Here is an 11,927-nt window from a genome sequence, read left to right as displayed (position 1 = left end):
CGCCACGGCTGTCGGTGTACATCTGCGCGATCAGCGGGTCGGAGGTGGTCTGTTCGGCCAGGCGCAGCAGGCGCTTGAGCCCGCGTTGCTGCCATTGCAGGCCCATCAGGCCCAGCGGCACCGACAAACCGGCGGCGAGGGCGAAGCCCCAATGCGAGTTCAGCGTCGCGCCGATCATGAAGCTCAGCTGGCTGACCAGAATGAACGGCAGCCAGTCCTGCAGTAGCGGCAGCCATTTGTCCGTCGAAGGAATCGCCGACTTGCCCTGGTTGATGCGTTGGTAGAGCGCTTCGGCGCGGCGGATCTGTTCAGCGGTGGGCTTGACGCGCACCGACTCGTAACCGATCACCTGATTGCCTTCGAACACCGGTGTTACATAGGCGTTAACCCAATAGTGGTCACCGGATTTGCAGCGATTCTTGACGATGCCCATCCATGGCAAGCCTTGTTTCAGTGTGCCCCACATGTGCGAGAACACCGCCGACGGCACGTCAGGGTGACGGACCAGATTGTGCGGCGCACGGATCAGTTCCTCCCGCGAAAACCCGCTGATCTCGACAAAGTCGTCGTTGCAGTAGGTGATCACGCCCTTGGCATCGGTGGTGGAAATCAACCGTTGCTGAGCTGGAAAGGTCCGCTCGCGTTGTGTAATGGGCTGGTTGTTACGCATGGTTTTTCAATCCGCAAGGCTTTGAATGGTTGTCGGCGCCGACAGGTTTTTATTGAAGTTTTTTTTCAGAATTAAGTACGGCGTCGCAGAACCGCGCTTGCATCAACTGGCCAGCATCGGATAGGTGAACAGGCCGAAGTGCAACAGATTCAGGCCGAAATGGGTGGCGATCGCCGCGCCCAGTCCGCCGAAACGGTAGGCCAGACCATAGCCGACCCCGGCCAGTCCCGCCAGCAACACCCAGGTCCAGCCAGCGCCGGCATGCACCAGACCAAACAGCAGCGAGGCCAACAGCAGCGCGAGGTTATCGCCGTAGGGCAGGTGTTTAAGGCGACGGCTGAGTCCGCCCTGTATATAGCCGCGAAACAGCGATTCCTCGACCAGCGTCACCAGCAGCAGATTGTTCAGCACCCATAGCCAGGCCTGATCCGGCCACTTCGGCGCCCAGGCGATTACGCCGAGCAACAATGCGCCGCCGAGGGCGAGAATCGCGCACAGCGTCAGGGCGAGGGCGGTGGCATAGACCGTCAGGCGCAACGAACGCCGCGCGACAATCCACGGACAAACCAGCAGCAACCAGAAGCCCACCAGCGGTTTATCCAGATTGAAATACATCGCGAACGGCACCGCGTTGTCAGTGAAACGTTGCGGATTGATTACTCGGCCGTTGGCGAAGCCCGGCAGCCAGTGCATCGCCAGTGCCACCGCCAAAACGATGAACAGGCCATGGCCGAGCCAACGCGCGACCGGCACCTCTTGCTGGCGCACGGCGAATGCGGCGAACAGCAAAAGCCCCACGGAGATCAACGCCAGCCAACCGAGCTGGCCGTAGCTCAGGGCCAATCCGTAACCGAGGCCGAGCAGCGCGAGATAGAGCCAGGGCAGCGCCTTCATCGAAAGTCCTTGTGCGAGATTTCTGGAAGGGGCTTTCTACACGGGCGAGGGAGGTGGGACAAGTGAAGGAGAGTGAGAAGCGCGGCGAATAACTTGGGATCGACGTGTAGGAGCTGCCGAAGGCTGCGATCTTGAGCCTGTGGGACGCGGAGCGTCCCCGGCTGCATTCCCACGCAGAGCGTGGGAACGATCAGATCAAAAGATCGCAGCCTGCGGCAGCTCATACAAGGGTTGTGATTGGCTGGGATATCAGCGCAGGCCCAGTTTGGCCGCCGCGCGCTCGGTAATCTCGGTACGCAACTTCAACGAAGGCGCCGCGCGCAACCGCGCCTCATCGACCACCGCGCTCGGCGCCACGTCCGGGCTCCCAGCGTTGAACGGCGGTGCCGGGGCATATTCCAGTTGCAACTGCACCAGTTGCGCCGTATCGGCATCGACCAGTTCCGCCGCCAGCACCAAGGCGAAATCGATGCCAGCAGTGATTCCGCCACCGGTAAACAGATTGCCGTCGCGTACCACCCGATCCTTCACCGTAATCGCGCCCAGCGTCGGCAGCAACTGGTGATACGCCCAGTGCGTAGTCGCGCGCTTGCCCTTCAGTAGCCCAGCAGCGCCGAGCACCAGCGAGCCGGTGCACACCGAGGTCACGTAACGTGCCTGGGCGGCCTGGCGTTTGATGAAATCCAGCGTCTGCTGATCTTCCATCAGCGGCCCGACGCCACTGCCGCCGGGCACGCAGATTACGTCCAGATCCGGGCAATCCTCAAAGGTCGTAGTCGGTTTCAGCAGCAGGCCGGTGCTGGCCGTCACCGGCATCAGGTCCTTCCAGATCAGGTGCACCTGCACGCCGGGCAACGAGGCGAGTACGTCATAAGGGCCGGTGAGGTCGAGTTGCTGGACCTGCGGGAATAACAGAAAACCGATCTGCAGCGTCATCGTTCTTGCTCCGTTGAAAGAAGTGGACGACTGCACTGTAGGCGCGTAGGTTCTGGCGCATACGCCAATCACCCCACGAATTACGCCAAATGCCTAAAGCCATTCACGTTCTCGCGTTTGCCAACATGCAGATTCTTGATGTCACCGGGCCGTTGCAGGTGTTCGCCTCGGCCAACGATCTGGCTCGCCAGCGCGGCATGCCGACGCCCTATGCGCCGAGCGTGATTGCCAGCGGTGGCGGGGCGGTGATGTCATCGGCGGGGTTGGCGGTGCTCGCCGAGCCGTTGCCACAAACGCCCAGCGACACCCTGATCATCGCCGGTGGCTGGGGCATTTATCCCGCCGCCGAAGACTCGCAACTGGTCGACTGGGTGCGCGAGCACGGCACTCATTGCCGGCGCGTGGCTTCGGTGTGCACCGGGGCCTTTCTGCTCGCGGCCAGCGGCTGGCTCGATGGCCGCCGCGTGGTCACCCACTGGACGCGCTGCGAGCAACTGGCCGCGCAGCATCCGAATCTGCGCGTCGAAGCCAATCCGATTTTCATCAACGACGGCCCGGTATGGACTTCTGCCGGGGTCACGGCAGGCATCGATCTGGCGTTGGCCATGGTCGAAGAAGACCTCGGCCGCGACATCGCCCTCGACGTCGCCCGGCACTTGGTCGTCTTCCTGAAACGCCCGGGCGGGCAGTCGCAATTCAGCGTGACGCTGGCGCTGCAACAACAGGGCAACCGCTTCGATGAACTGCACGCCTGGATCGCTGAACACCTGACCTGCGACCTCGGCATCCCGACCCTCGCCGAACAGGCGGGCATGAGCGAACGCAGCTTCATCCGCCACTACCGCGCCGACACCGGCCAGACCCCGGCGCGGGCGATCGAATTGATCCGCGTCGAAACCGCTCGACGACTGCTCAGCGATACCGGCCTGCCGGTGAAACGCATCGCCGCCAATTGCGGCTTTGGCAGTGAGGAAACACTGCGACGCAGTTTTCTGCGAGCGATTGGCGTGACACCGCAGGCTTATCGCGAGCGGTTTTCGGTTAGCGTTGCAACAGATCCAGTATCGCCTTGAGGGTTTCCTGCGGCGCTTCTTCGGGAATGTTGTGGCCGACACCCGCCAGCACTCGCCGCTCATAGAAGCCGCTGAAATGCTCGGCATCTTCATCAATCAGCGAAGGCGGGCCGACGCCATCATCGCCACCGCACAGCGAAATGCTCGGCACGCTGATCACCGGCTGTGTGGCCAGCGCTTCCTCCATCCACTCCAGGGCTGGATCGCCCGGGGCGTATCCGAAGCGATGCCGATAGGAATGAATCACCACGTCGACAAAATCAGGATTATCAAAAGCGTCAGCGGTCAGCGGGTAGCGTTCGTCCTTACGCGCCCATGTCGGCGACCACAGCCGCCAAAGCAGCTGACACAACTCCCGGCGATTCTGCTTAAGGCCCTCGACGCCACGCGGCGTGTGGAAATAGTACTGATACCAGAGCCGATGCTCGTCTTCCGGGTCCAACGGCTGGTTCGCATGGGCGATGTCCTGCACGAGGTAGCCGTCGCCGCTGACCAGCCCGCGCACTCGCGCCGGAAACAACGCCGCGACAATACACGCCGCCCGACCGCCCCAGTCATACCCGCAAAGCATGGCCTGTTCGATACCCAGCGCATCCATCAGATCGAGCAAGTCCTGCGCCATCGCAGCTTGCTGGCCGGAGCGCAGGGTTTGCGCACTGTTGAACCGGGTCGGCCCGTAACCGCGCAAGTACGGCACGATGACGCGGTAGCCTCGCGCGGCCAGCGCCGGGGCGACTTCGTCGAAGGCGCGCGGGGAATAGGGGAAGCCGTGGAGCAGAATCACCGGGGCGCCGTTGTTCGGACCGTGCTGTTCGTAGGCAATGGTCAGAAAAGGCGTAAGGACTGACTGAATCATGACTGTCAACTCCGTGCAAACGTCTTCCAAACCCTAGACCATCGGATAGACTGCGCAGCTCATTCTGTCGACTGGCTTCAAGGACGATACATGTCACTCAAAACGCTGCTTGTTATGTTGGCACTTGTCGTGATGCTGACCGGTTGCGCATCGCCGCCACCGGCATTGCCGGACACCCCGCAGCGCCGTGAACTGATGGAGCGCATGTTTGCCAAGTCGACGATCATGCTGTCCTTCAAGGAGTTGGACGCACGATCCGCTACCGTGCCGGGCGAACCGCAACGCCAGCTCAGCGCCGATGAGGCATTGGCCAGCCATAAGCAACAAATGAATGTAGACCTGCCGGCGGCGTACTGGGAGCAGCGCCGTGCAAACCTTGCGCAACTTATCGATGCCAGAGCAAAAGGTGAAGCCATCGGTCTGGCGGCATACAAGCAGAAGTACTTCGAGCAATTATCCCTGGCACCGACGTCAATGCTCGCGGCGCTGGCCAATGCCCCGAGGATGGACGCGCTGGCAGAGTTTCCATTGGTGCTGCCCAATGACCATCAGCTCAGTTACTTCTACCTGATGACCGTTGCGGATGAAACGTTTTGGGAAATCGAGCAGTTCTACCAGCACATGGCCGATCTGGACGCCCAGTACGGCGTCTGTGCCCTGTACCCGGATTGCTACCGCCCGGACTTCCGCACGGCTAAGCCTCAAGCTCCGCGATCTGATTGAAATACTTCGTCCGATCCGGCGTAAACGTCACCTTCATCTTCGTCCGCGAACACATCAGCGAACGCTCCTGCGCCAGATCAATATCCAGATCCTCACCGCGCAGACCCTGCCACTGCGCCAGATATTTCAGTGAGCCGTACTTCTCGTTTTTCTTCAGGCTGCGACTGACGCCACCCTTCCAGCCCAGCACCGGCAATTCACCGGCCAGGCAGCGCTGGGCCAGTTCGGGAAAGCGTTCGGCGCGCTGGCGGCCGATTTCCCAACATTTGATCAGGCCTTTGTCGGCGGCTTCCCAGAGCTGGGTGCGAGTCAGTCCGCTGCGAAGAGGGGAGGCGATGCTGCGCTGGACGTGGTGAGGCATTCCGGTTCCTTGAATTCGGGTGTGGTTGGACAGCTCCGCTGTGCCCGTTGCGTTGGATGGTAGGTGTGGATGTAACGGCTGGCAACAAGGTATTTCGCCGTGTAAGCGTACGTTGCGGGAAGCGTTTCAACGTAACGTGTGTGGCGTATGTAGGAGCAGTTTTTACACAGACTGTCGCCAGACATAACCGCCGTGCAGGTTTCACGTTGGGTATGGGCCTGTTGCCGTTGGCTGGCGGGCAGGCCCGTTGTGGAAAAATCCCGTCCAGTCAGGGATCGGTCTGACATGCGCTGACGAAAAAACATCGCTATGGCTGCCAGGAACTCTTCTCGCCACTCAGCTTGCGGTCAAGAAAACTCGCTGCACTGATCAACGCCAGATGCGTCAGCGCTTGCGGTGTGTTGCCCAGATGCCGGCCATGGCTGTCGAACTCTTCGGCGTACAGCCCAAGCGGGTTGGCATATCGCAGCAATTGCTCGAACTCCAGATGGGCTTTTTCCACCTGGCCGGCGCGGGCCAGGCATTCGACGTACCAGAACGAACACGCGGCGAACGCGCCTTCGGTGCCGCTGAGGCCATCGATGTTGGCGTCTTCGTTGCGATAGCGATAGACCATGCCGTCGCGCACCAGGGTTTTTTCGATCGCTTCGAGGGTCGACAGCCAGCGCGGATCCTTGGCGCTGACGAAACGCACCAGCGGCATCAGCAGCATCGAGCCATCCAGTGCGGTGCCGCCCTTGTACTGGACGAAATGCCCGCGTTCTTCGTTCCAGAAGTTGTCCCAGATGTCGGTGTAGATCGCTTGCCGGGTGTCATCCCAACGGGCGAACGGCGCCGGCAGCGAACGCTTGGAAGCCAGGCGGATCGCCCGGTCCAGCGCCACCCAGCACATCAGCCGCGAGTGCAGGAAGTGATGAGTCTCGCCGCGCATTTCCCAGATGCCGACATCTTCGCTCTGCCAGTTTTCGCAGACCTGATCGACCACTTCGCCGACGTGCCGCCAGCCTTCGTGGGAAATTGCGTCACCGTATTTGTTGACCAGATACACCGCATCCATCAGCTCGCCGAAGATATCCAGCTGGATCTGATCATAAGCGCCGTTGCCAATGCGCACCGGCTGCGCGCCGCCGTGACCGGACAGGTGCGTGAGTTCGGTTTCCGGCAGTTCCTGCTGGCCGTCGATGGCATAGAGGATGTTGAGTTTCATCGGTTTGCCGCAGCAATCGCTGACTCGCCCACGTAGCCATTGCATGTAGTGGTTGGCCTCATCGACGAAGCCCAGGCGCATGAACGCGTAAACGGTGAACGAGGCATCGCGGATCCACGTGTAGCGGTAATCCCAATTGCGCTCGCCGCCGGGGGTTTCCGGCAGGCCGAAGGTGGCAGCGGCGAGGATTGCACCGTGGCGGCGTGAGGTCAGCAGTTTCAAGGCGAGGGCGGAGCGATTGACGATTTCCCGCCAGCGCCCGCGATAGTTGGATTGGCCGATCCAGCCGCGCCAGTATTTGAGGGTGCGCTCCATGCACAATTCGGCGGTGCCTTCGGCAAAGCGTGGGTCGTCGCTGCCACCGAGCATGAATGCGGCGGTTTCATTGTGCTCGAGGGTGAATTGCGCGACGGCCGCTTGCGCGTCGATCTGCAGTGCCTGATCTGAAGCCAGGCGTATCGACGGCTGGCCAGCGGCGTGGAACGTCACATCCTTTGCGTCCATCTCTGCCCGGGTGTCGGCGCGGCCGTAGTCGTGGCGCACCGCGCAACGCAGGTTGAACGTCGCCGAGCCGCTGACCACGCGCACCCGGCGCATCAGCAGGGGCAGGGCGTCGACATCATCACCGATGGGCAGCAGATCGGTGATTTCCACCACCGCGTGTTCGCTCAGCCAACGGGTCTGCAAGACGTTGGTGTCGGGCAGATAAATCTGTTCCCGGCGTGCATCCGGCAAGTCTGGCGCGAGCTGGAAAATCCCTGCTTCAGGGGTATCGAGCAGCGAGCAGAAGATCGTCGGGCTGTCGAACTCGGGCCAGCAGAAAAAATCCACGCTGCCCTTGTCGTTAACCAGTGCGGCGCTGCGCATGTCGCCGATGATGCCGTGGGCACCGATGGGACTTTGTTGTTCCATTTCAGGCTCAGCCATTGCCGCGAAACTCCGGATAGAGGCTCATCCCGCCATCGATGAACAGGGTGGTGCCGACGATGTAATCGGACAGGTCGGAAGCGAGGAAAACCACTGCGTTGGCAACATCCTCGACATCGCCAATGCGTCCGTAGGGAATCAGCTCAAGAAGTTTGTCGCCGGCCGCGCCTTCAGTGGCTTCTGTGTTGATGGCCGTGCTGATCGCACCGGGCGCGATACTGTTGATACGGATGCGCTGGTGGCTGACTTCCTGGGCGAGGCTCTGCATCAACTGATCGACGCCGCCCTTGGACGCCGCGTAATTGACATGCCCGGCCCATGGAATGCGCTGGTGCACCGAACTCATGTGAATGATCTTGCCCGCCGCGCGCGACACGCCTTCGCGCACGCCCTGACGCTGGAAAATCCGCAACGCCGCCCGTGCGCAGAGGAACTGCCCGGTGAGGTTGACGCCGATCACCGTGTTCCAGTCGTCGAGGGTCATGTCCACGGCGGCAGCGTCTTTTTGCAGACCGGAGTTGGCCACCAGAATGTCCAGCGAGCCGAAGGCTTCGACGGTCTCTTTGAACAGCCGCTCGACATCTTCTTCTTTCGAAACATCCGCGCCGATGGCGAGCGCCTTACCGCCTTCGGCGTTAATTTGCGCGGCCAGTTCTTCCGCGGGTTCAGCGCTGCTGTTGTAGTTGATCACGACTGCAGCACCGGCCGCAGCGAGTGCTTTGGCGGCGGCATGGCCGATGCCGGAGCTGGCACCGGTGACAAGCGCCACCTGATGAGCGAGGGAAATCTGCATGACGATTCGCGCCTTGGTTCCAGAGACTTAAGTAGCTGACTGATGGCAGACGCTGAGAGTTCATTTGCTGGATGCGGTGATTGCGCCGGCCCCTTCGCGAGCAGGCTCGCTCCCACCGGGGGACGGCATTTCGAATGTGCGAGCGAAGGGGCCTTCACAGACCGCTAACAATTGCGCGCTTCCACGGCATTCAAGGCTATGGCAACTTGGCCGCCCCTGATGAGGCTGCAATCGATGGCAAATCCCTACCGCGAATTGTTCACCGCCCCCGGCGCCCGTGCGTTTGTGCTGGCCGGGATGCTGGCGCGCATGCCGATTTCCATGACCGGCATCGGCCTGATCACCATGCTCGCGCAGTTGAACGGCGGTTATGCGCTGGCGGGTGCGGTGGCGGCGACGTTTGCCTTGGCCACGGCGTTTTGCGCGCCACAGGTATCGCGTCTGGTGGACCGTTACGGGCAGGGGCGGGTGCTGCCGATCGCAGCGCTGACCGGTGGCGGCGGGTTATTGATGTTGCTGCTGTGCACGCGTTTGCAGGCGCCGGACTGGACGTTGTTCGTGTTCGCCGCGCTGGCCGGGTGCATGCCGAGCATGTCGGCGATGGTGCGGGCGCGCTGGACCGAGATCTACCGTGGCCAGCCGCAATTGCAGACGGCGTATGCGCTGGAGTCGGTGCTCGACGAAGTGTGTTTTATCGTCGGGCCGCCGCTGTCGGTGGGCCTGTCGGTCGCGGTGTTTCCCGAGGCCGGGCCGCTGGCGGCGCTGTTGGCCTTGGCCATTGGCGTGACGGCGTTTGTCGCCCAGCGCAGCACCGAGCCACCGGTGCACGGGCAGGAGTCGCAGCATCAGGGCTCGATCATTCGCTCGACCGACGTGCAATGGCTGCTGGCGTTGATGCTGGCGATGGGCGTGATCGTCGGGGTGATTGATGTGGTCAGCGTCGCCTTCGCTCAACATCAGGGGCAGCCGGCAGCGGCGAGTATTGTTTTGTCGGTATACGCGATCGGCTCATGCCTGGCCGGCATCGCCTTCGGTGCGATGCGTTCGAAACTGCCGCTGCCGCGCCTGTTTCTCTACGGCGGCGTGGCGACGGCAGTGACCACGCTGCCGCTGCTCTTGGCGAGCAACATCCTCGGCTTGTCGATCGCGGTATTTATCGCCGGGCTGTTCTTTTCGCCGACGTTGATTGTGGCGATGGCGTTGATCGAACGCATCGTGCCGCCGGCCAAACTGACCGAAGGCCTGACCTGGCTGGTGACCGGGCTGAGCATCGGCGTGGCGATCGGCGCCGCCGGTTCCGGCGCGCTGGTCGATGCGTTTGGCGCGCGCAGCGGATTCTGGCTGGCGATTGCGGCGGGGGCGGTGGTGCTGATTTCAGCGTTCCAAAGTTTCCGTCACTTGAAATAAAAATCCTGTTGTAGGAGCTGACGAGTGCAAGGGATCGGGTTACCAGCCGCGTCCTGAGTCGACCCAGAAGTTGACTGACAGCGAAGTCGACACCGACTCCACCTGATGGAACCAGCCCTCTGGCAAAAACAGCAGATCCCCAGCCTCCAGCGTCACCCGCAAAAACGTCACCTCCCGCGCTGCCGGGAAACGTTCATAGTCCGGCGCGTCCGGGTTGAAATCGCAGCCATCCAGGCCTCCCTTGGGCGCTGTCGACCAAGTGCCCAGCGCTTCGCGGTGATGCGGCGCGGCGAGGGTGAATTTCTTCTGGCCCCAAACCTGGGCGAAGAGGTTGTCGGTGTCATCGCGGTGCAACGGCGTCAGCGTGCCCTTGGGGCCGATCCAGATACGTGGCGGAATGAACAACGACGTGTCGAAGTAGGGCGGGTACTGGATCTGCTGCAGCAATTGCGCGGGCAGGATGTTGTTGCCCATGTACGCCGGCGGCTCGCCGTCGGCGCCTTTGACTGCCGGGCTGTCCAGCGAGGCGATGAACTCGGCCATCGAGGTCGAGCGGAAATCACGCTCGGTGGAAAAGGTCTTCTTCACGTAATCGCCGTGGCGGGTGATGCCCTGCAGTTCAGCAAAATGCACCAGCGATTCCTCACGGCTCAGGCTGAACAACGGCCAGTCGTGCAGGGCATTGCTGATCACCAGCGGAATGCCGTTGGGCAAATAACGAGTTTCGAATTCGTGCCGGCTCAACTCGGCGCGCGCACGGCGTTCGACGCTGGTCTGGCGAGGCAGCGCGGCAGTGAGCTTTTCGCTGAAGCGTGGCGGCGTCGGGTAGCGCTTGTTCATGTCGACCTTTTCCACCGTGCCGCCTCCCTGGCGGGCGTGGTCGATGATCTGCGGCAGCATTGTCGCCAGGCCCATGTTGCCGCCGATCTTCAGGCGCCCGCTGGCGAACAGTTCCTCGACGTTGACCACGCCGGCCATGATCCCGAGAAAATCTTTTTCCGCGACTTCGATGGTCACGTCCGGGCTTGGATGGCGCCCGACTTCCGTGCGCTGGCTGGTCTTGATGTCGTACCAGTACGCCTGCTGCGCGCTGAAAATGAACTGGAAAACCCCCTCGATGCCGACCGCGCCGGCGTTGGCGAACAACTTGCCCAGAATGCTCTGCAGCTCCACGGTAATTCCCTCGCGATTGTTGTTTTTTCCTGAACAGGCAACGAGCGGCTGGCGGCGGAATTTAGCGGCCGGGCGACTAATTTGTCCGGCCAGTGATCCGTCTTTCTTGCAGACACATTTTTCAAGGAAAGCGCGGTGACCAAGCTGACATTGCTGTGCCTGCCCTATTCGGGCGCCAGCGCCATGGTTTACAGCCGCTGGCGGCGTCAACTGCCAACGTGGCTGCAATTGCAACCGGTGGAACTGCCGGGGCGTGGCGCGCGGTTCGATGAGCCGCTGCAAACCGACATGCGCGCACTGGCGCGGCAACTGGCGCGCGAGCACAAGCCGGGGCTGCAAGGCCCTTATGCGTTGTTCGGGCATAGCCTCGGTGCGTTGCTCGCCTGCGAACTGGCCCATGCCTTTCGCGAGTCGGGTGTGCCGGAGCCGCTGGCGCTGTTCGCCTCCGGCACCGCCGCACCGACCATGCGCAGCGACTACGACCGCGGCTTTGCCGAACCGCGCAGCGATGCAGAACTCATCGAACAGTTGCGCACCTTTCAAGGCACCAGCGAAGAAGTCCTCGCCAATAAAGAGCTGATGAGCCTGACCCTGCCGGTGCTGCGCGCCGATTTCATGATGTGCGGGCGCTTCACGCCTGCCGAGCGGCCCCTGCTCAATTGCCCGGTGCACGTGCTCGGTGGCAAGGAAGACCGCGCCACCACCGAACAACTGATCGGCTGGAGCAAGGAGACCCTGGGCAGTTTCTCGGTGGACATGATGACCGGCGGGCATTTCTTCATTCATGAACATGAAGCGCGGGTCATTCGCACGATCAAGAGCCATCTGGAAGTGCATCACCGACGCCTTGCGCAGGCCGTGCAACCGGCGTTCTGAGACGCGCCTCATCTATCATTTTCAGGAGGCC

At 61.9% G+C, this 11,927-nt stretch carries 12 protein-coding genes; 4 read left to right on the top strand and 8 right to left on the bottom strand.

Annotation, left to right across the window (positions count from 1 at the left end; all coding sequences use genetic code 11):
- From D8U70_RS06985 to inhA, 3 genes are all read right to left on the bottom strand, one after another.
- Positions 1 to 670, bottom strand: a 670-nt coding sequence (locus tag D8U70_RS06985) for a PAS domain-containing protein (RefSeq protein WP_130928544.1), incomplete at its 3' end; no start/stop codon positions are given.
- Between the two features lie 102 nt (positions 671 to 772).
- Positions 773 to 1,564 (bottom strand): CPBP family intramembrane glutamic endopeptidase, encoded by a 792-nt coding sequence (locus D8U70_RS06980; RefSeq protein ID WP_130928543.1) that lies wholly within the window; start codon positions 1,562 to 1,564, stop codon positions 773 to 775.
- Between the two features lie 249 nt (positions 1,565 to 1,813).
- Positions 1,814 to 2,500, bottom strand: a complete 687-nt coding sequence (gene inhA, locus D8U70_RS06975) for an isonitrile hydratase (RefSeq protein ID WP_130928542.1) — start codon at positions 2,498 to 2,500, stop codon at positions 1,814 to 1,816.
- Positions 2,501 to 2,589: 89 nt separating this feature from the next.
- Here inhA and D8U70_RS06970 point away from each other — a divergent pair, with 89 nt between their 5' ends.
- A complete protein-coding gene (locus D8U70_RS06970; RefSeq protein ID WP_130928541.1) occupies positions 2,590 to 3,573 on the top strand; it encodes a GlxA family transcriptional regulator in 984 nt (327 codons plus the stop codon).
- Here D8U70_RS06970 and D8U70_RS06965 read toward each other — a convergent pair.
- Positions 3,542 to 4,429 (bottom strand): alpha/beta hydrolase, encoded by an 888-nt coding sequence (locus D8U70_RS06965; protein ID WP_110647028.1) that lies wholly within the window; start codon positions 4,427 to 4,429, stop codon positions 3,542 to 3,544. The two genes, D8U70_RS06970 and D8U70_RS06965, sit on opposite strands and share 32 nt — an antisense overlap.
- Before the next feature lie 114 nt (positions 4,430 to 4,543).
- Here D8U70_RS06965 and D8U70_RS06960 point away from each other — a divergent pair, with 114 nt between their 5' ends.
- A complete protein-coding gene (locus tag D8U70_RS06960; RefSeq protein ID WP_241664637.1) occupies positions 4,544 to 5,152 on the top strand; it encodes a hypothetical protein in 609 nt (202 codons plus the stop codon).
- On the opposite strand, the gene D8U70_RS06955 is transcribed toward D8U70_RS06960, so the two are convergent.
- The 3 genes from D8U70_RS06955 to D8U70_RS06945 form a co-directional block, all read right to left on the bottom strand.
- Positions 5,124 to 5,513 (bottom strand): hypothetical protein, encoded by a 390-nt coding sequence (locus tag D8U70_RS06955; protein ID WP_130928540.1) that lies wholly within the window; start codon positions 5,511 to 5,513, stop codon positions 5,124 to 5,126. The genes D8U70_RS06960 and D8U70_RS06955 overlap by 29 nt on opposite strands.
- 307 nt (positions 5,514 to 5,820) lie before the next feature.
- On the bottom strand, positions 5,821 to 7,647 hold the full coding sequence (locus tag D8U70_RS06950; protein WP_130928539.1) for a glycoside hydrolase family 15 protein: 1,827 nt from the start codon (positions 7,645 to 7,647) through the stop codon (positions 5,821 to 5,823).
- The gene (locus tag D8U70_RS06945) at positions 7,640 to 8,440 is read right to left on the bottom strand and encodes a glucose 1-dehydrogenase (RefSeq protein WP_056784282.1); all 801 of its coding nucleotides are present in this window, start codon (positions 8,438 to 8,440) and stop codon (positions 7,640 to 7,642) included. Before D8U70_RS06945 ends, D8U70_RS06950 begins: the two co-directional genes overlap by 8 nt.
- Positions 8,441 to 8,674: 234 nt before the next feature.
- On the opposite strand from D8U70_RS06945, the gene D8U70_RS06940 reads away from it, so the two are divergent.
- Positions 8,675 to 9,847: an MFS transporter gene (locus D8U70_RS06940; protein ID WP_130928538.1), complete on the top strand. Its 1,173-nt coding sequence runs from the start codon at positions 8,675 to 8,677 to the stop codon at positions 9,845 to 9,847.
- 39 nt (positions 9,848 to 9,886) lie between these two features.
- On the opposite strand, the gene D8U70_RS06935 is transcribed toward D8U70_RS06940, so the two are convergent.
- Positions 9,887 to 11,020 (bottom strand): cupin-like domain-containing protein, encoded by a 1,134-nt coding sequence (locus tag D8U70_RS06935; RefSeq protein ID WP_130928537.1) that lies wholly within the window; start codon positions 11,018 to 11,020, stop codon positions 9,887 to 9,889.
- 135 nt (positions 11,021 to 11,155) lie between these two features.
- On the opposite strand from D8U70_RS06935, the gene D8U70_RS06930 reads away from it, so the two are divergent.
- A complete protein-coding gene (locus tag D8U70_RS06930) occupies positions 11,156 to 11,896 on the top strand; it encodes an alpha/beta fold hydrolase (protein ID WP_130928536.1) in 741 nt (246 codons plus the stop codon).
- Positions 11,897 to 11,927 lie beyond the last annotated feature (31 nt).

Source organism: Pseudomonas sp. Sample_20 (genome assembly GCF_004307585.1).
Lineage (GTDB): Bacteria > Pseudomonadota > Gammaproteobacteria > Pseudomonadales > Pseudomonadaceae > Aquipseudomonas > Aquipseudomonas atacamensis.
This window is presented reverse-complemented; position numbering and strand designations above follow the sequence as displayed.

What these genes read in the sequence shown, in the direction of transcription:
- D8U70_RS06980 (WP_130928543.1), bottom strand. Translation starts at nt 1,564, where the DNA reads ATGAAGGCGCTGCCCTGGCTCTATCTCGCGCTGCTCGGCCTCGGTTAC.
- D8U70_RS06945 (WP_056784282.1), bottom strand. Translation starts at nt 8,440, where the DNA reads ATGCAGATTTCCCTCGCTCATCAGGTGGCGCTTGTCACCGGTGCCAGC.
- D8U70_RS06950 (WP_130928539.1), bottom strand. Translation starts at nt 7,647, where the DNA reads ATGGCTGAGCCTGAAATGGAACAACAAAGTCCCATCGGTGCCCACGGC.
- D8U70_RS06965 (WP_110647028.1), bottom strand. Translation starts at nt 4,429, where the DNA reads ATGATTCAGTCAGTCCTTACGCCTTTTCTGACCATTGCCTACGAACAG.
- D8U70_RS06940 (WP_130928538.1), top strand. Translation starts at nt 8,675, where the DNA reads ATGGCAAATCCCTACCGCGAATTGTTCACCGCCCCCGGCGCCCGTGCG.
- D8U70_RS06955 (WP_130928540.1), bottom strand. Translation starts at nt 5,513, where the DNA reads ATGCCTCACCACGTCCAGCGCAGCATCGCCTCCCCTCTTCGCAGCGGA.
- D8U70_RS06960 (WP_241664637.1), top strand. Translation starts at nt 4,544, where the DNA reads ATGTTGGCACTTGTCGTGATGCTGACCGGTTGCGCATCGCCGCCACCG.
- inhA (WP_130928542.1), bottom strand. Translation starts at nt 2,500, where the DNA reads ATGACGCTGCAGATCGGTTTTCTGTTATTCCCGCAGGTCCAGCAACTC.
- D8U70_RS06970 (WP_130928541.1), top strand. Translation starts at nt 2,590, where the DNA reads ATGCCTAAAGCCATTCACGTTCTCGCGTTTGCCAACATGCAGATTCTT.